Source organism: Desulfoluna sp. CYM3A (assembly GCF_056829965.1).
Map to the genome: position 1 here is coordinate 909,595 of NZ_CP186556.1, position 18,772 is coordinate 928,366.

The 18,772-nt window shown below is 51.5% G+C and carries 14 protein-coding genes; 1 reads left to right on the plus strand and 13 read right to left on the minus strand.

Features of this window, described 5'->3' with window-relative positions; translation table 11 throughout:
• Window positions 1–1,531: 1,531 nt before the first annotated feature.
• The 8 genes from ACOYW1_RS04810 to ACOYW1_RS04845 all read right to left on the minus strand — a co-directional run bounded on the left by ACOYW1_RS04810 (window position 1,532) and on the right by ACOYW1_RS04845 (window position 7,743).
• A complete protein-coding gene (locus tag ACOYW1_RS04810) occupies window positions 1,532–2,038 on the minus strand; it encodes a GNAT family N-acetyltransferase (protein WP_482421875.1) in 507 nt (168 codons plus the stop codon).
• 344 nt (window positions 2,039–2,382) lie between these two features.
• The gene (locus tag ACOYW1_RS04815; protein WP_482421876.1) at window positions 2,383–2,820 is read right to left on the minus strand and encodes a hypothetical protein; all 438 of its coding nucleotides are present in this window, start codon (window positions 2,818–2,820) and stop codon (window positions 2,383–2,385) included.
• A 748-nt stretch (window positions 2,821–3,568) separates the two neighbouring features.
• A complete protein-coding gene (locus ACOYW1_RS04820) occupies window positions 3,569–3,949 on the minus strand; it encodes a diacylglycerol kinase (RefSeq protein WP_482421877.1) in 381 nt (126 codons plus the stop codon).
• Window positions 3,946–4,320 (minus strand): phosphatase PAP2 family protein, encoded by a 375-nt coding sequence (locus tag ACOYW1_RS04825; protein WP_482421878.1) that lies wholly within the window; start codon window positions 4,318–4,320, stop codon window positions 3,946–3,948. The genes ACOYW1_RS04820 and ACOYW1_RS04825 overlap by 4 nt, the downstream gene beginning before the upstream one ends.
• Before the next feature lie 690 nt (window positions 4,321–5,010).
• Window positions 5,011–5,337 (minus strand): hypothetical protein, encoded by a 327-nt coding sequence (locus tag ACOYW1_RS04830; protein ID WP_482421879.1) that lies wholly within the window; start codon window positions 5,335–5,337, stop codon window positions 5,011–5,013.
• Between the two features lie 89 nt (window positions 5,338–5,426).
• Window positions 5,427–5,882, minus strand: coding sequence for a hypothetical protein (locus ACOYW1_RS04835; protein WP_482421880.1), 456 nt, complete (start codon window positions 5,880–5,882; stop codon window positions 5,427–5,429).
• Between the two features lie 459 nt (window positions 5,883–6,341).
• Window positions 6,342–6,971 carry a hypothetical protein gene (locus ACOYW1_RS04840; protein ID WP_482421881.1) on the minus strand — a complete coding sequence of 210 codons (630 nt, stop codon included), beginning with the start codon at window positions 6,969–6,971 and terminating at the stop codon, window positions 6,342–6,344.
• Between the two features lie 475 nt (window positions 6,972–7,446).
• A complete protein-coding gene (locus tag ACOYW1_RS04845) occupies window positions 7,447–7,743 on the minus strand; it encodes a hypothetical protein (RefSeq protein ID WP_482421882.1) in 297 nt (98 codons plus the stop codon).
• 1,586 nt (window positions 7,744–9,329) lie between these two features.
• Here ACOYW1_RS04845 and ACOYW1_RS04850 point away from each other — a divergent pair.
• Window positions 9,330–9,656, plus strand: a complete 327-nt coding sequence (locus ACOYW1_RS04850; RefSeq protein WP_482421883.1) for a hypothetical protein — start codon at window positions 9,330–9,332, stop codon at window positions 9,654–9,656.
• 214 nt (window positions 9,657–9,870) lie between these two features.
• Here ACOYW1_RS04850 and ACOYW1_RS04855 read toward each other — a convergent pair whose 3' ends face one another.
• The 5 genes from ACOYW1_RS04855 to ACOYW1_RS04875 all read right to left on the minus strand — a co-directional run bounded on the left by ACOYW1_RS04855 (window position 9,871) and on the right by ACOYW1_RS04875 (window position 18,593).
• Window positions 9,871–11,811 (minus strand): hypothetical protein, encoded by a 1,941-nt coding sequence (locus ACOYW1_RS04855; protein ID WP_482421884.1) that lies wholly within the window; start codon window positions 11,809–11,811, stop codon window positions 9,871–9,873.
• A 222-nt stretch (window positions 11,812–12,033) separates the two neighbouring features.
• The gene (locus tag ACOYW1_RS04860) at window positions 12,034–14,820 is read right to left on the minus strand and encodes a DUF2339 domain-containing protein (RefSeq protein WP_482421885.1); all 2,787 of its coding nucleotides are present in this window, start codon (window positions 14,818–14,820) and stop codon (window positions 12,034–12,036) included.
• Window positions 14,811–15,830, minus strand: coding sequence for a DUF2339 domain-containing protein (locus tag ACOYW1_RS04865; protein ID WP_482421886.1), 1,020 nt, complete (start codon window positions 15,828–15,830; stop codon window positions 14,811–14,813). Before ACOYW1_RS04865 ends, ACOYW1_RS04860 begins: the two co-directional genes overlap by 10 nt.
• 402 nt (window positions 15,831–16,232) lie before the next feature.
• Window positions 16,233–18,086 carry a GNAT family N-acetyltransferase gene (locus ACOYW1_RS04870; RefSeq protein ID WP_482421887.1) on the minus strand — a complete coding sequence of 618 codons (1,854 nt, stop codon included), beginning with the start codon at window positions 18,084–18,086 and terminating at the stop codon, window positions 16,233–16,235.
• A 222-nt stretch (window positions 18,087–18,308) separates the two neighbouring features.
• Window positions 18,309–18,593, minus strand: coding sequence for a hypothetical protein (locus tag ACOYW1_RS04875; protein ID WP_482417265.1), 285 nt, complete (start codon window positions 18,591–18,593; stop codon window positions 18,309–18,311).
• Between the last annotated feature and the right edge of the window lie 179 nt (window positions 18,594–18,772).

Sequence of the window (18,772 nt, forward strand, 5' to 3'; positions counted from 1 at the left end):
CGTGAGGATGGCTGTCGAGAACAAGAGAGATATTCCCAGGGCTTTCCAGTTTGATGCAAACTTACCGCCACGCATGGCGTGCGCTTCTATATCTTCAAGCTGGTTTTGTTTTGCGTATAGAAATGTACCTATCGCCAACGGTACTAATATGGAAGACGCTGAAATGTTCAATTCCTCGGTAATGAGAGCCGCGGCTATTGGAAATAGAACCCACGCTATTGTTATATAGAGCAGCGCTTTCCGAGCTTCGGATCTTTTCCCTAATTTTTTGTAGTTTTGTGACATTGAAGGCTCGGCAATGGGAGACCCGAGACAGATAGCGATTCCTATTCCGGATATTTTATAAAGTTTATATCCGTTAATGTCATTTTGAGACTTGGAACCAATTACTGGGTCAAAGCGTTTCTGGTCCTATTCAAAAATTGCTCTCCTTTTCAGGTATGAACCTTGAGAAAAATCACTGAATCTTTTTTGGACGTATAGTGCGCGGTGCCAACTGATTTGTATCTCTAAGAACTATTTATGAGTTTTGAAGCAAAAGATCAAAATTGTCATTCACGTTTGATTTAATGATCTTAGCTATTGCTGTTTAAATTGCATACTAGGCATAGTTGTTGCGCTTGATACAAGTGCTCCTTTGCGCGCAAATATTTTGTCGTCATATTTTTGATTTGGTCTTCTGTGGAAATACTTGAGAGGCAGGGGATGTATCTACCCTTGTAGAGTATTCCATTTTGGTCGAGATATACATACATCAAAGCGGTAATGGTCAATACCCCCGCCGAACAGCAAAGCGACCACTTTTCACGTTGACTGGTAGGCTACAGAGACGCAAGCGAGGGAGGCGTAGTCCTATTATACACTGTTAAGGACGACAAAATGGGTCAGCATGAGGTAGGTCGGGTCTGCTCAATTTATAGAAAGTGGTGTTAACCACATGGCTCATGGCAAATGCCGTGCATAACCCAGGGAGAATGAGTACGATAGACAGCCCCTAATCGGATTCGATTGCATTTGTTCCATGTGCAATGAAAAAACGCCAGTTGGGTACTTTTTTCTTTTATAATGTATGGGCGCCCATAATTAAGCAGTATTATCATAACAACTACGCCATATCAGCATACTTAGGGAATAACTGTCTTGTGCTTTTTTAATGATTCTCCTGACATCTATTTCGCTGATGATGATTGCTAATAACCATCGTGTTTATTTCGATATTGTGGCGGTACATTGAAAGGGCCTCATTTAGTACGTTATTTGTCTTTTTTCGTGTGGAATATTTGAAATAAACCAGGCAGGATCCTGTCATCAGGATAACAAATGAGAATGCGACCCCAAATGGGTCTAAAAAACCGGTTATCAGGAAATTTTCAATTTCTACGGAAAAGCCAAGAAGGCCAAAAAGATACAATAAATAGCCCTGAAATTATTTGTACCATATGTCGCCTTTTGTTCAAGAAACCTTATATATAATCGAGCGGTTAACCTGCCAGCAGAATGGTTTGGTACCAGTATCTGTTAAGGGCTCTTTTCATTGCCTGTGGGCTTCAGGTAATGAAATCGGTTGGTTCCAAATGAAATACGAAACGGTCCTGCTTTCAATATTTGAGGGGACTTCTTTGATGTAAGAAGCGCCCATTTTTTTATAGAAATTTCTTGAATTGGGATCTGCAAGAATTTGAATTTGTGCCCACTTTTGTGTCTGGGACTGTCCTGCAAGATGACCCATCAGTGACCTTCCGTAGCCCATGCCAATGTATTCAGGTCTAATAAAAACATGATCCAGCCATGTTCCAGGTCGCATGGTGAACTCTGAAAGAGTGATTTCAGTCTGAAGCTTGATAAACAGAATAGAATCCCCTGATACCAGAGTCTTCAATAACGAAGACATGATTTTTTTGTACGTACTAGGTGTAATCGTTAGCTCTGCGTTCCATATATCAAAATAATGGTCAGGGTAATTCCAGTGTTTTTTTGACATAAATGAAATGTCGGTTAACTCATTCGAATCATCTGGGGTTGCTTTACGTATAGTCATTGTAGGCCTAATCTTAGCAGTCTCGATATTAATTCTTTAAGCGTACATAGTTGCTCGATGGCAAGTGCTTGAAATGTCACGGTTTGCCCTCGTATTAGGTGTAGGTGCGAATAACGATAAACCTCAAAACTACGAAACGTAGCCTGGTCCATGTGCAAGGGGCTTTTTTAAAAAAAGTGTTTCGGTAAGGGCAATAGGGGAATGCTGAATTCGGATATGCCTGTTGAGATACAGTACTTCATAACAATAAGTTTTCAATTCATCAAATGGCTTTCAGTGAAAAAAATTATTGCTATAAAAAACATAATACAAAGAGTGAGTAAGCATATTTCAAATACAGCAACTCACCCGGTATGGCTACAAAAACCAACTGCTTCCAACGCGACCCCCTCTTCCCCTTTATCCCACCAATTGAATAATCCCTCACCCAGGGTTTTCGGCTTCCAGTGTTTGATATCGTAGTTATGCAGATATGGCCTGCTTGAGAATGGACCATCAAGTTCCTTTTTTACCAATACCTCGATACCATAGCTTTCACGGAGACTGCTTGCCAGGCCAGAATGATCCGTGAATTCGAGCCCCCATGTCATGGGGTGGAACGTCTTAGCAAATGCCCAATCATCATTGATTGAGCACAACACAAATAGTGTAAGGCCATGTGGATGACTTAGTTGACACGCGTGGAAGTTGGGGGTGATGCTGGCCTTATGGAATGTGCCAACAGTCATGCCCTGCGCTTGGGCAATGCTGTAAATAATCTTTTTGAAGTTCGTCATGTTCATGATGGTTAGCTGATAACACTATCATTCACCGGGTGTGCGACGAGGACCGGCAACGGTGAATAAGTTAACCTATTTGAGAGCCGGAAGCGCTTGGAAACGCTCAGCTGTTCCCGTCCGGTGCAATGACTTGTGTACGCCCGGTATGGGGGCAATTTTATGCGGTGACCCGGAAGTTTAACCGGGAAGTCCTCTGTGTGTGAATCATTCTGATCAAACAACGGTTTAGCATAAGCACTAGTCTAAGGCAAGGGAGGCGTCGTGTGGTTCCGTCTGGAGGAGATGAAGCAGAGCGGAATCACGAGCATCAGCGAGAATGACCGGAGGGAGTGGTCACTCTATGGCAAATTTATGAGCCGACGAACAGACAAACCGACAGGAGCAAGGGGCGTATTGATTCGGGCTCGAAGGGTGGGAAGCAGGGCGTTCTGAATCACCAGCTTACAAGTGCAAGGCTCTGGATGAGTCAGCACAACATGACGAAGTCCAGGATTCGAAGAAATATGGTAAATGCTGCGGTTGTGGAAAGAAAGATCGCGTTCTTATACCCCTCAAGGGGCACTCAAAAGAGCTCGGGAAGGCCTGTTCGACTTTGCGGTCAGATGGCAGCGCAGGATGTGGCAACACAGTCAGTGTTCGAGCAGGAGTCAGCAGAGGCCATGGTAGGTGTAGGACCGATTCATGGACGGAGTTCCGTTTGGAAACGAGCCGTGAGACACCCCGAGGTAATCGCTGACTGTTTCAGAAGACCCTATATATGCCCAACAACCTCAACAATTTCAACGACCAATACAAGTAGCCAGGCAAAAATAGCCAAGCCTGTAGCTGCTGCTGCGATATCTTTGATGATCCCGATTTTGTCATGATACTCGGGATGGATGAAATCACAAATGGCTTCTATGCTGGTATTGAACATCTCAGCACTCAACATAAATACCGTAGCCAATACAATAATAGACGCATCTAAGGCACCATTGTAAATCACAACAGGTATTAAAATAACAAACGAAATCATAAACTTGTGCAAAACAGAAAAATCAGATGCAGAATAACGCAAACCTTGCATAATCACCTTGAACTTACGAAGAGGATTATATCCCTCCTCCCCTGTGCCTAACAGCTTATTTTTCATCTGAGAACCCCCAAGTTTATGAGATATATAACGATGCCAGTCCATATTGATGCTACCAATACGCCTGCTATCACATCACTGGGGAAATGAACTTGAAGATACATCCTGGAGATCCCAACCATGACAGCAAAGCTTAAAAACAGTGATGCGAAAGACGTTTTAAAAGAGGTGTCCAGTGAGTAAACTAATAGTGACAACATCAATGCAAAGGCAAAAGCCTGTGTCGTATGCGCACTTGGATATGAAGAATCATAAGGCATAGTCGTCATGTTTTCAAATAGTTCAGGCCTTGGCCGCTCTATGAGGGACTTCATGATATAAGTCGTGGATACTGCGCCTATAAAGCCTATATTGAACACAATGGCAGCCATGCGATAACCATAAAATATCAACCCTATTGTTATGCCAGCCAATGTGGGCAACAAAATCCAAAGTGATCCAAGCCAAGTAATAAGAATAAAAAACAAGTTTAGAGTCAAACTCTCTATAGAATCAAACCATGTAAGAATCTTTTCATCAAATCCTGTAGTAATATTTTTATTTACTATAATTGTGAGTATAATTACAAAAAACACGTTTATAATAATAAAAAAATGCATTTTATGCCTTTGTGGATACCCCACCGACTGTAGTCGGTGGCTTAGGGTTGCAACCATCCGGACCACTACAGGCACTACGTAACATGAAAATCATCGTCCGGTTCAGTTGGTGTCTGATGCTTGACGTACACCTGGGCGTGGTTTTGGTTGATTGAACCCTCGTAGATCAGGCTGAGAGTGCCGTCGGTGTTGCCCAAGACCGTTTCCATGGTGACATACGTCTGCTATTTCAGAATATAATCTTGTCTTGGGGTGTTGTAAAGTTCTGAATTTATGTGCTTTATAAGCTTGCAATGCTGATGCATGGTTTGTGTAGAGGCGGTTCAATGCCAGCCTCACAAACACAATTAGGATTGGTATCAATTTTCTCAGCAGAAAACGCTGATCGGATGGCAAGAATGTCAAATATGTAGGTTCGCCCCTTTTCTGCTTGAACCCGGTTGGCGAGAAAACGTTTCTGTATCACCATGTTATGCTTCTTAGAACACGCTGGGCTTCTTTAATGATTTCTTCCCACTGAAGATTGATATGCATTTCAGGCAGTGTTTCGGGGAGTTCATCAACACGAGATTCATAAAAAGTGTTGAAAGAATCTAAAATCTGTTGTTCATCATCTGAAAAAGCCTCTTGATGTAACTTTGACTGTGGATGATAAAGGTCATCAAACCACGTGCAAATCAATTCGGCAGGTACATTTGCAATAGGTACCTCTTTTTCATATTTAATCTGTTCTTCTTTTGAAGAAATCAAATCAAGAATTTCTTTAATGTTTTTTCGAATTGAATTCATTGTATGTGCCTGAACGCAGCGCATGTGTTGCCGCTGAACAAATCGAGGGCACTGGCGCGGAGCGCCAGCGGTCCCTTACTATGCGTTTGTTAGGTCTCTGTAATTTTGAAAGATACGTCTCTATAAGGGGCGGAAATTATTAATCCTGTTTTAAGGCATTGACCAGTGACAAATGATAAACTGGTTTTCGAATGTGGCTCACTTGGGTTTGCAAATTCCCGGAAGACAAACTCATTATCATCATTAAACTTATCTGTTTTCCATACTATCATGTTTGATAATCCATTATCTGACTTATCGTCTGTACCAATAAGAACTTTTACATCATGAGGAATTACCAAAATGATCTTACTTTTGGTCTCCTCGTTGTAAAAGGCATACCGACCAAAGTCTTTATCGAGTGGGATGCAAACCAAATTGGCAAATAGAGTTTCTGTAATATCATCCCATTCATCATCTCCAGATGATATATTGGCGACCCTTAGATTGTCCCATATAGAATCAATGGCATTTCTAAAGTTATCAAGTGCTTTGTTTATATCCATCTTGTGGCCTAACGAGCCTTGGAGATTAATTCTTTTTTCAGAATATCTTTCCAAGCTTATTTCAAAGAAAGTTTTTTCGCATTCATCACAATTCAGTCAACGAAAATATTCACGCCACATTTTGGTCATCGATACGACCGCCGCGAGCTTTTCGATCAGACTTATCAGGCATAGTGCCTCAAGTTTCCTATTTTGTTGGTAATTGCAAAGAGCATCCACTGCGTATCAACCTGACCTCTCCTAAATCTGGGTAAATCGATTCAATTTGAGGGGGCTCCTGATGTTACCGAAGACCGGTTCTGTGGTGTATAGACGCCTGCTGTACCAAAACCTGCTTTTTGGTGTTTCTGAGAGCTGAATCATTCGACTTATTGGCATATTCCGTGGACATAAAGAGCTACTAAAAGAAACAAAATATCAGATGTATAGGTTCAGAGGCTTCGTTTGTTTCTGTCGTATTTACTGGTTTGATCTGAGAGTTATGCTGGATAGGAAATAATTTAGATCTTTCAAAGCTGTCTCATAGCATGTAAGTGGTGATAAAATCAAAACATAAGATATGTATTTGTCGTTTTTGTTGTGATCAATAAAAGACGCATATCCTAAACTAAAAAATGACTCAAAAGACATGGCTTGGACGATACCTGCAATTAAGTTGAATGGTTCAACTTGCATAGGTGTTATGCTAACAGTTGTAATCCAATCCTTTTGTTCATGCTCCCAATAAAATTCATTAAAAACTTTGGTCGGGTTTTGATGCTGGTCATAATTGTCAATAAAAGAAGTGAGTTGATTGCTGTAGGATACATCTTTTTGTATGTTTATCTCAGCAATAATACTGATTCTGGTATTTTTATTGTAAAGGACTATTGCGTGGTCTTCACTCTGTGCTTGGGCCAAATCTTTTAAACCACCTGGTGCATTGTAGGGGGTGTAAAGTTTGTAACCTTCTGGAGCCCTGAAAGAGGCATTGTTCTTTATGTCTTTGTATGAATTATCTGTATGATCCCACTTAATGTTTTGAGATGTAGCACAAGCAGACAAAGCTGAACAAATAAAGATAACAAATAAGTTTTTTATACTTCGCATTTTTTCCCACTGACCGTCTGTACTTAGTGAAATATTGATTGGGTCACTTTTTCGAGCCCGGACCCCTTTACATCGGTCTATCCCATCTGGGAAACCGATTCAATTAAAGAAAACTTCAGTATGGTTTTCATGCAGCTGTTGCCGCAGGAGCTGTATTTTATCAGATCAAATCTATTTCAGAATCAAAAATGTCAAAGGTGTAGGCTTGACTTGCCCCTTCATCCTGACCACGAAACGGAAAAGTTAAGGTGGGAAAAACCTCCTTTTTGGGGCTTACTCGCAGCTACCTCAAACGACAGGGAGCCCTGCTGTCAAGGCAGCGAAATTCGGCTTGTCCTTTATTGCAAGGCGAGCTGTCGTATCCTGAGGCTTGGAGTTTTACCCTTACCACGAGTTTTATGAGCACCTCATTGAGGCGCAAAATGACTCGTCCGGTATATGTTTGTCCAGTTCGGAGGACTCTCCCTTCTTGGAACTACAGGATTTTAACTATAGCAATTCTGGCAAAAAGTACAATATAGGAAAGTGGCCAGAATAGAAACATGCTAAGCTTTCCTCGAGATACATTTTCTAATGTGTTGTAGACGGGATGCCAATCAATAAGCCTTCGTAAAACAATTCGATTCATAACAAAACCAGAGGCCAAATAAAGCAATAAGAAGAATGAAGAATCTAAGTTGGAAAATGTAACTATTAATAGTGCTGTATATATTCCTAATGCTGAAAATATTGACATGGTTTTTTGTTCTTCTTGTACATCAAAATCACTCATTAATTACTCCTTTACTGTGAACGCTAAAACGAAAATCAATTATTACGATGAGCTTTTTGATATTAGGCTTGAAAAAGCTCTATTATGGATATTTCGATTTTTGGAATCCTAAGAAGTCTCTAAAATAACGCCATTTCCATAAATGCCTCTTCGGCTGATTTTAAAGAAATCCTTCAGGCAAATGCCACAACTTTCACCATATCTGATCTATATATAGCCTGGTTTTCCAGGCTATATTCCCTTTTGTTGTTATCGATGTGACTGTCTGGAGCTTTTCGACCAGACCCATCACGTTCTACACCAAGCATAGCGAGCCGAATTCCCTATGTTGTGAGCCATTGCAAATAGTTTGCATTGTAGTCCAATCTTGGCCCGGTTATTTAAAATAAGCCACTTTAACACTTTAAGCGTATGATATTGCAGAAAAAATTAGTTTAATGGTGCCCATTCGTCTGCTGTGCCAGAACTTGTTTTGAATGTGCCAAAGCACTACAATTCTATAGTTACAGAAGTCTTCGCGTACAATCTAGTGTATCGAGGGCGCGCGAACTGTTCCTGTCCACGGGGCTTGCCCCTGTGATTCTGGCACCGGCATTCCAGACAAACGTTTTTACGTCATACCCCTGGCATCTTGATTTTTCAATTTAAAAAACTTGTCATTCCTTGAGAGAGAACTTTGGATAATTTTCATGAAATGAATGGAATGTTTTGTCGTGTTGTGGCCGAGATGGAGAAGCCAATATTTTATGCAATTGTGGCCATTATCATAAGGGCGTATGAACGATACTTCTGCTTATTTCGAAATGAATAACCATGGGATTTGTCAGTAAAAAAAGTGTTGACACATGAAAGAGATGGAATTAGGGTTGAACGTAATAACTAGTTATTACGGAAATCATGGAATTCATGGTAGTCAACCCGACAGGATGTCCTACCATCCTGCCAGGCCTGACCAAAAACAACCTTCACTGGAGGTCGTCATGGCTACACGGTTTTTTACACCACACTCACCCCCTTTTCAAGTCGTATTTTCCTCACCACGCGCAACCTTGCGCTTCCTCAATAGGCGGTACAGCCGTTTTAAATGGCCCATGAACACAGGTGGTTCTGACTGACGGGCGGGAAAACGCCCCTTCGGATTTCTGCGTGCGTTCAAACAGCATGGGTAATGGCGGTGTTGCGTCTGGTTTCCTCCTACGTTTTGCCGACGGTGCGTTTTCCTTTTCCTGATGTCTGAGCAGGGCCTTTTGTTTTTGGGCAGGGCGATTTTTTTCCACAAAATCTTATGAAGATATCTATGCGGGGAATCAGGATCCGTGAATAGGTATTGATCAGCTTATAGATGACACGGAGGCTTCGTGCTGCATGGCGTGATTTTGAAGGATCGACATTTGTGGGTTCTTCTGATGCACGGAGTGCACCCTACGGGCTGAGGGGTATTGGAGCGCTGAGTACCATCGGGGTGACTTCTTTCACTATTTCTCTTCAGGTCCGGTGGCTTGTTGTTATTTGTCGATGGATGAAACGGTTGCTTCACATTCTATTCACTACTCCCCAATCACTACTGACTAAAAAAGGTTTCCACCATGACCTCATCAAACAGCCACTCCCCCGGCATGTTTTCCGGGTCGGAGATTTCAGAGTTGTGTGATTCCATCAAGGATATACATCGGTTGCTGCAATCTGTGGGTGACTTTATTGCGGAGCTGGAGGGGGCCGAAGATCCTGGCGGCAACGGCCTGCAACTGGATTTCAAGCGGTGGGGGATTCGGACCATCACTGAAGATCTGCTGGCCCGGCAGTATGCCAAGATCGACCGCATGGCGGCCATTTACAAAGAAGAGCAGGAGAGGATGAAAGGGCGGGGGGGCAGAGTTCGGGGTGGTCATGGCTTTCGAGCGTCTGAGGGGTGAGATGCTTCGCCCGTTGTGCCGTGTGGCGGTAAAACTCCGTGAATCGTTCCCAGGCAGAGCCTGGGAACGAAAGATAGCCTGATACGTTTTGTTGCCTCTTGCCCCCGATCTATATGACGGGCGCAGCCCGTCAGCACATGCGAAGGGGCGAAGCTCCGGAGCATGTGCGAACCTTGTAGCCAAGGGCTCAGCCCTTGGCTACCGGAGGCTTTTTTTATTCGGTTTCCTTCCCTGCCTCAGCTGCCGGAAGGATCTTTGCGATGATACCGAGGAGCACCAGGGCCACGAGGCCCAGGGCGGCGTAGAGGCCCCAGCCGTTGGCCTGGAAGTGTTTGATCCAGTTGCCGGACCAGGTTGTTGCCTTGGGGGCCACGGGCTGGGCCGTAACCTGGGTGGGCAGGGTTTCCATGAGCTTTGTGCGGACCAGTGAGAGGTCGTAGTCCGGGGCGGGGAGGGTCGGGTGCCCGCCGTGGAGGGTGAGGGGTCCGGGCTCATAGGCAAGAAAGCAGATGGATGGCGCGGTATAGACGGCCTCGGCTGTTGTGATGACCAGGGGCTCGTTGTCGTTGTGGTCCATGAGGATGCGGATTTTGTTCTGGCCTTCGGGGAGGCGGGCCAGGGGGATCCTGAGGGTGGTCTCGCTGTCGAGGGTGTTTCTCCAGGTGACGGTCTTCCAGGTTTCCCAGCCCACCTGCCCGGGTTTGGGAAGCTGGATGGTCACGGTGCGCCTGAAGATGCCCTCGGCCGACAGGTTGAGGGCCACCCACCAGGGAGAAGGCTGGGGCAGGGTGAGGTCCCAGGTGGTCCTGTTCTGGGCTTTGTCATAGTCCGGGGAAAGGGGCAGGGGGGTCGGCACGTTTTCGGTGCGGTCCATGAAAAAGGGCACCTGGGTCTCACCTTTTGCCAGGCGGATTCCTGCACGGTTGGGGGAAAGGCTTGCTTCCATGGGAAAGGGGAGCCGGTAGTAGCCGGGGGCATTTACGGCAACGGAGGCAGCCCAGGTAAAACCCTCGTTGGTAAAGGGGCCGCCTTTGAGCTTGTAAGTGTCGGTGAGGGCCTGTTTTGTGAGATCCGGGTTTGCTTTGGCCCCTGAAAAGGAGACGACCTGATAGGGTGCCCGGTTCCTGTATCCGAGGCTGGTGAGGATCTGGGCTTCGGAGCCGGTGCCGGAAAGGGCGGTGTAGGAACCCATTTTGTCAGCAGAGAAGACGATCCGGGGGAGAAAAAGTTCCACGGAGAGGGCGGAGGGGCTGCCCAGGTAGCGGCCCTTGGGATCCAGTTTGATGACCAGGGACTTGCCTTTCCACCTGTCTCTGATGGGCAGGGTGAGCTCGTGGATCTTGTCGGAGACGTGCCTTACCGAGCCTTCAGCCATGGGCACGAAGGTGCGCTGACCGTTGCAGATCTCTTCCCTGCCGACCAGCCAGTCGCCCAGAAACTGGGTTTCGGTGTTGAGGCGCAGGGTGTCGATATAAAGGCCGGAGCCGGGCAACAGGACACGAAGCTCGGTGATGTCGCCGGACTCGGACACCTGGAATTTCGGTGTGACGTTCTGCTTTGCGTAGTCCGTGCCTTCGGTGACTGAAAGGGCTGTGACGCGCTCCACAGAGATCACTTTTTTTTCAAAGTCACGGTCAAAGCCTTTGAAGATCAGGCCGAACTCCTGGTACGTGTCGGGCTTGATGGGGATCTCGCTCCGGGTCTGCCTGCCGGACCTTACAAGGGCTGCGTCTTTGACCAGGACGATCCAGATGTCGTTAACCCGTGCCCTGACCTCCACCTTGCCCATTATCCTCGGATTGTCCAACGTCACATGAAGGGCGCTCACCTCATGGTCCGGGGCATTGCACCGCCAGATAAACTCCCCCCTGTCGTTGAATTTTTTGCTGTAGGCCCTTAAGTCGTATCGATTCGTGGTGTCCGGCTCCCGCCAGTACAACTCAAAGGCGCGGCGTTTGCCGTCCGGGCCTTCCAGGGCAAGGTCCACGGCGTTGGGGCCGGTTTTTTCCATTAATTCCGGCGGCAGGACGGCTTCGGCAATACCCGGCTCGGGCACAAGGACCGACGCCCGGTTCTCCCATGTGTCGGCAGCATGGAGGGACAGGGGCGTCCCAAGAAGGGCAACGCAGAGGATAAGGGCATGAATCGGTTTCATATCAACTCCTGAGAACGAGAAAAATCTATTTAGTTTATGCCTCCGGCGGCCCTGCCGGGGGCTAAGCTTCTAAAAAAGTTTAACAACCAGATTATAAAAAATCGTTTGAATGAATGTCGTTTTAAGGCGGGTGTGATTTGCCCCGAGGAACGAGGGGCAAAACGCATCCGCTACCTGCTTTCAAGGTGGCACACCTTGCCGCCGGAGGCTTTTTTTCCTTATTTACCCATCCCCTTTGTCCTCACCGGCCAGGAACTTCTGGTAGATGACGGAGACGAGGATCATGACCACGGCCAGGCCTGCAAAGGAGCCCACGCGGTAGAGGTGGCCGAGGGACCAGAGGTCCCGGGTGAATATTTTGAGGGACGTAACGCCCAGAAGGGCGATGGCGGCCCATCGGGTCTGGTTGTTTCTGGTTCTGACGCCCACGGCCAGAAGGCCAATGGCAAAGAGCATCCATCCGATGCTGTAGGCCAGCTGTTTGGGAAGGCTTCCGTGGGTGAGGAAGCTGAAGGGTTCATCCGGTCCTCCGAACACGCTTGCGATCTCGATGTTGAGGATGGCAAAGGCCGTGACGGCAAGGGCTACACCCCAGAAGTCCCTCGCCTCGGGCTTGGGAAGGGGCCAGGGGGTGGGGCGGGGCTTTACGGTGAGAAAGGTCAACAGGCCCAGGGCTCCGATGTAAAGGAGGGTGGGGGTGTTGGCCAGTGGCGTCATGAGACCGAAGGCCTCGCTGAACCGCAGGGGAAAGAGAAGGGCCTTGGCCAGGCCAATGATGGCCAGGACGAGACCCGCAAGACGGAAGGGGCGATCCAGGGCTTTGGGCCAGTGGAGCATGGCCGTGCCGTAGAGGATCCACAGAGCGGCCGAGGCCACGGCTCGGTAAGGTGTCTGGCTGAAAAAGAGGGTGAAGGGCCGTCCCGTGGCCAGACCGGTGCTTAAGGCCAGGGCGGGCAGGGCAAACCCTGCCACGAGCAGCACGGCCAGGAGCAGGCTGCGGGAATAGCCGTTGAAGGCGTCCGGGGACTCCTTTTTAAAGGTGAACCAGGCCATGGCCACAAGGGCCAGGCACGCAAAGATGGCCGGGTTGGCCCAGGGGCCCATGGTGGCGATGGCCTTGGGCATGAAAATAGGCAACAGGACCAGGCCGGTACTGCCGGAGACAAAGAGCAGGAGCCCTGCAAGGCGCATGGCGATGTGAAGCCGCGGCACGCGCCAGGTGGCGGCACCGAACCCGGCCCAGGCCAGGGCACAGGCTGCCCAGTGGGCATAGGAGTTGTCGGGAATGAGGCTGTGGGAGGAACCGGACCCGGAGAAGAGGTCGGCCACGGCCAGGTTGGCCAGGTAGAATCCCGTGACAAGGCTCATCCAGAGGAAGACGTTGGGCAGGTCCATGCGGCCCAGCTTACGCCCGGGCCAGGGGCTGAGTTTGACGGCGGCTCCCAGGGCCGCGGTACAGGCAGCCACGGAGAAAAAGGCCGGGTTGAGCAAGGGCAGGACACCCTCTGCGCTCATCTGTGGCAGGGCTGTGTAGAGGACCAGGAGCCCGGACGGGGCCAGGCCCAGGGAGACCCATCTGAGGCCCGGGTGTTCGATGCGCCTGTTGAGCCAGAGCAGCAGGGCAGACTCAAAGACAAGGGCCACCCCGAGCCATCCGTGGGGAAGCAGGAGCACGGGCAGGGCGGAGATGTAAAAGAGAAGGACCCCGCCGTGAAACGCGAGAATGCTGTTGCGGTGGGGGCTTGCCTCCAGCCGTTTTAACAGGATGGCAACGGGCCCAATTTTAAGAAGGGCAGGGACCAGGGGTAGCCAGCCCGAGAGGTCTCCGGGCCAGAGGAGCTTTGCGGCATACAGGGCAAAGAGCATTTGGGCCAGCTCAAAGAGGGCGGCGGCGTGCCAGACCACGGGCCATTTCTTCTGCTGAGAGAACAGGAGAAAGGGAAGGGCCAGGGCGGCAACAAAGAGCACCGAGGACCAGGTAACGGCGGAAAAGAGAAGGGGGGCGCCCCACTGGCTGAAGACCCATACAGACTGGGCCGCGGCCGTGGCCACAAGGGCGATGGCCCCGGTGGGCTGAAAGCCCGTCCGTCTGCACATGAACAGGCAGAGCCCCAGAAAGGCCGTAAGGGTCACCATGCCTGCGTGGGGATAGTGGGGATGGCGCACGGCAAAGGCGGCTCCCATGAGGAGAAAGAGCCCCACGGACGGTGCTGCGGTGAGCCACTCCTCCAGCTTGAAGAAGGGGGTGGCAAAGCCCTTGGCAGGGGGAAGGTCCAGCCGGGCCAGAAGGGCGGGCATGGACCTGATCAAAAGGATCATGGCGGCCATGAGGAGGGCGCCCGCCATGAGGGCAAAGGCGAAGAACCCGAAGCCGATGAAGGAGGTGGGGACGGCAAAGAGCCAGTAGAGACCGCCACCGACAAAAAGCCCCAGGAGGAGCAGCACCTGGAGAAAGGCGCCGACAAGAAGGCTTATGGCAATACCCGCGATCTGAAGGATCAGCAGCACGGGCCAGAAGAGGGGGCCGGCAAAGGGCGTTCCCGCAAGGGCCAGGACCGTGGCCGCCACAACAGCCGTGGGAAAGAGCTTGAGCCAGCGGAGCATCATGTCGGAGTGGCCGTGGCGCAGGATGAGGGCCACGGGCCCTATGCCTCCGGTCACACCGTAGACAAGCAGGAGAAGGGTTCCTGCCGGGGCGGTCTCGGCACCAAACCGCATGGCGACCCAGGCCAGCACCGGAAGAAAGGTGATGGCAATGCAGGGGACAACCCGGTGGTGCCATGCGTTGTTGAAAAATCCCAGGGCCAGGGCGGCAGCCGAGGTGGCGGTGAGGATGAAAAGGGGCTCCCAGCCCGGTTTGGCAAAGGTGAGGAGCAGGGCCACGGCAATGGGCGGCAAAAAGGAGAGGAACCCCGCCCACCTGACGGACTGGTTTGTTTCGGGGTTGAGCTGTTTCGGTGCGAGAAAAAAGGCGAACAGCCCAGGAATGGCGCCCCACATCACGGCCATGGGAAAGGCAGGGCTTGAACCAAGGGTGGCAAAGGTGGCGCAGCCTGCGGTGGAGATGTGAGGGTGCCTGTTGCGGCCACAAAGAGAAGGGAGGGCGCGGCAAGGAACGCCGAGACCCTCTGAAGTCCCACACCCACCACGGCCAGGTAGGCAAAGAGCAGGATGAGGCTCCCCTGGCCGCTGCCCAGGAGCAGGGGGGTGACATAGGCGCCCAAGGCTCCCAGAATGGCGATGGAGATGCGCCGGTAAAAAGCGGAGAGGGCAAAGGCCGCTGCCGAGATAAGGGAGAGGATCCCGAAGCCCATGGGATTGGGGATGTAGTGATAATAGAGGGTGGCTGCAAAGACCACACTGTACAGAACCCCGATGCCCCCTGACGCCAGGGTCTGCCTGAGGATATCAAACCGCAGGCTTTTGACCCGTCCCGAGGCGATGAGCAGGGCAGTGCCCGTGGCCGCGCCGATGGCCAGACGAAGCTGGGCCGGGATGAGGTTGTTGTCGATGGAGTACTTGACGAAGAACCCGGCGGCAATGAAGAGGGCCAGCCCCCCGAGCCAGGCAAAGAGCCGGGCGCCTGCAAAGAGTTCCCAGTCCACGTTTTCCTTGAACCGCTGCCATTGGGCGGCCCAGGTGCTGCGCAGGGTGGGGCTGGGGGCAGGGGCGGGCTTGGGCGCGGCAGGTGTTGCCTTGGGCTCCCTGATGAAGAGGGCGGGCGGCGCAAGCAGGATGCGGCCCCTTTGAAAGCGCGGGCGGGCCGGTTTCTTTTCCGATGGCGCCCTTTGGGGCTCCGGTGGAAGGTCGAGGAGCATCTCGTCAAGAATCTCGTCATGGGAAGGCGCCTGTGGGGCGGCGGTCGCCCGGGGCGTCCTTACTTCATGGGCCGCTTCTGCGGCAGACAAGTCCTTCAGGGCTGTTTCAAGGGCATCGATACGCCTGGAGAGCTGCTTGTTGACGTTATTGAGCCGTGTAAACACGCAGATCGCGAGGATGGCTAAGAGCAGGAAATACATGGGACACCGAAATAGCAGACGTTAAACATGCGCGCCGGAATGATGGGCATGGGGTGCACCGTGCGCATGCAGTGCAAGTGTGTGAGTTACGGAGGCCGACACAAACGTGTGTGACAGAAAAAATCGGCGTGGTGGCACAGACCGGGCAGATGGGCAGGTGCTGCCGGGCGTTATCACGTGGGTGTGTTCCCGGTGCTGCGACACATGGTTTGTCACTTTATGGGGTTATCAGGAACATTGCAAGATCAAAGGGATGGGCGGCTGAGGCAGGATTGTTTATGAACGGCTTGTCAACGGAACGTCACGGCAAGAGACGCCGGAACGGACAGGGAACATACTGGGGCGCCGCCTGCCCGGCAGCGCGGGGCTGCGTCGGGCATGGCGGGTATTATCCTCGTAAATTCAAAACGTCACGGCAATTTCATACACCCCGTCGCTCATGGTCACCTTGCAGCTCTCCCCGAGTTTTTTAAAGACGGCGAGCATCTGTCGGTTGGAGCTGAGGACATCGGCGGTAAAGCCTTTAAGTCCCCTTTTTTTTGCGATGTCCGTGAGCATGTCCAGCATGCCGGTGGCAATGCCCATGTTCTGGAAGGCTTCGTCCACAACAAAGGCCACCTCGGCGTACCCCTCCTTTCTTCCCTTGACGAACCGGCCTTCGGCCACCAGGCGCTCCTTGTCGGCCCGGCCCGTAACGCCCACAATGGCCATGGTGTCGGTGTAGTCGATGTTGACGTACTCCTGCATCCTGGCGTGGGGCATGGCCGTTACCGGGGTGAAGTAACGGTAGTAGACGGCGGTGTCCGAGAACCGGTAGAAGAGCTTTCTCATGCCCTCTTCGTCGGAGGGGCGGATGGGGCGGAAGTGGATCACCTTGCCCCCCTTGAAGGTCCGGGTGCGGTGGATCTCCGAAGGGTAAGAGTGGGCGGAGTCTTCCAGAAAGATCTGGTCCGGGTAGAGGATGTGGCTCTCCCGGGCGGCGGCCACCAGGGCGGCGCGGTCGTCGGGGTGGGCGATTTCGATGAGGGCCTGGGCCCGTTCCCGCACGGTGCGCCCTTTGAGGCTGGCCACCCCGTATTCGGTGATGACCAGGTCCACGGATTCATGGAGGGAGAACTGGTTGGGGTAGTTGTCCACGCTGCAGATGACGTTGGGCTTGCTTTCCAGGTTTCTGCTGGACAGGGCGAAGATTGTGCACCCGCCCCGGGAGATTTCGGCACCGTTGAAAAAATCGATGACCTCCGAAGGCCCGGTGGCCACGTTGCCTTTGCCGGTGTGCAGGGCAAAGCGGCCTTTTAAGTCCACCTTCCGGGCGTGGACGATGGTGACCACCGAGGGGTTCTTGCCGATCTGCATGGGGCTGAAGACCCGGTTGATGGCCTGGAACTCCACCATGGGGTTGCCGTCGAGCCACTTTAAAAGCTCTTTGGACCCCAGGGCGTAGGAGGTCAGGGATTTCCCCTGGTAGATTTTTTTGTTCCGGTTGGTTACGGCCCCGCTGTTGATGAGGTCCATGAGGGCGTCGGTGACAAAGGGGCTGTGGATGCCCAGGTTCTTTTTGCCCCGCAGGTGGCGGGGAAGGGCCTCGAAGAGGGGGCCGATGGAGTAGGAGATGCAGCTGCCGTCCTCGATGACCGAGGCCACCTTCTGGGCCACCACGTCAAAGACCTTGTCCACGGGCCAGCGGTCAAAGGTGAAGGGCGGGTCGTCGGAGAGGACAAAGCAGTCGAAATCCGAGATGGGCACAAAGGTGTCCCCAAAGGTGCGGGGGACGTTTTCATTGATCTCGCCAATGACCACCGTGGCCTTGTCGATGGCCTGCCGGGCCACGTCCACGGCGGTGCCCAGGCTGCAATAACCCGAGTCGTTGGGCGGGGAGACCTGGATCATGGCCACGTGGACGTCGATGTGGTCCGAGGCAAAGAGGTTGGGGATTTCAGAGTAGCGGCTGGGGATGTAGTCCACATGGCCCTTGGAGATGGCGTCGTCGGCCACCCATCCGGAGAAGAAGGTCTTCAGGCGAAAGCGGTCGGCCGAAAAATTCTTGGAGTTGACGGCATCGCCGAAGCTGATGATCTGGATCAGCTCCAGGTCCTGGATGTTGGGCGCGGCAGAGGCCAGGAGGGCCCGGACCATGGTGCGGGGTTCGGCCGCACCGGTGCCGATAAAGATACTCATCCCGGGTTCGAGCTCTTCTAAGGCCACTTCCGGGGTCACGATCATCTCTTGAAGCACTGTGGAGTAGTCTCGTACCATGGGCAACGTGTCTCACTGGAAAGGGAAGGGCAGCCAGCCGACACCGCAGGGGGCGGGGGCGGTTGCCGAACGGTGACGTCCGTTTCGCCACCGTTCGGGTGATCATTGTTTTATTAAGGTAGTCGTTGCCGAAGGGAAAAGGAAGCAAAAAGTGCGGGGAAAGGGGATATTCCGTTTGACGGGTGGTGTCTTGGGGCTCCGTCGGGCCGTGGGGCCGAAGCCTCAGGCCTGGAGGGGATGACTGCGCTTTCGGTCGGCGGCCAGCTCTTCCAGGCGGGCCTCCACCCAGGCCCGGAGCTTGCGGGTTTTGTCGAAGTTTTCCGAATGGTAGTTCAGGACCCACCAGAGCTTGTTGAGGGCCTGGGGATCGGACTCAAAGTGGGCGAGGGTCTCCTTGAGGGACTGGTAGCGTTTGGGGTGCCGGGAGAGTTCTTCATAAAGATCCCGGCAGGATCGGATGGTGTGGGGCGGGAGCTTGAATGAGGCGATGGCTGCTTTGCTGATCATGGGGCCTCCGAAAACGTCAAAGGGTGATCCCGCGCCAAAAGGGCCTGAAAGGCCCTGTGGTGCGACTGAGGCGCGGGAGATCCGTCTTGTTCATCTGAAGACACGGGAGAAACTCAGTGCATGGATGGATTGTATGTCTGGGGTGGTCGGGATGTCTATAGGGGAGATTCCCGATTTTC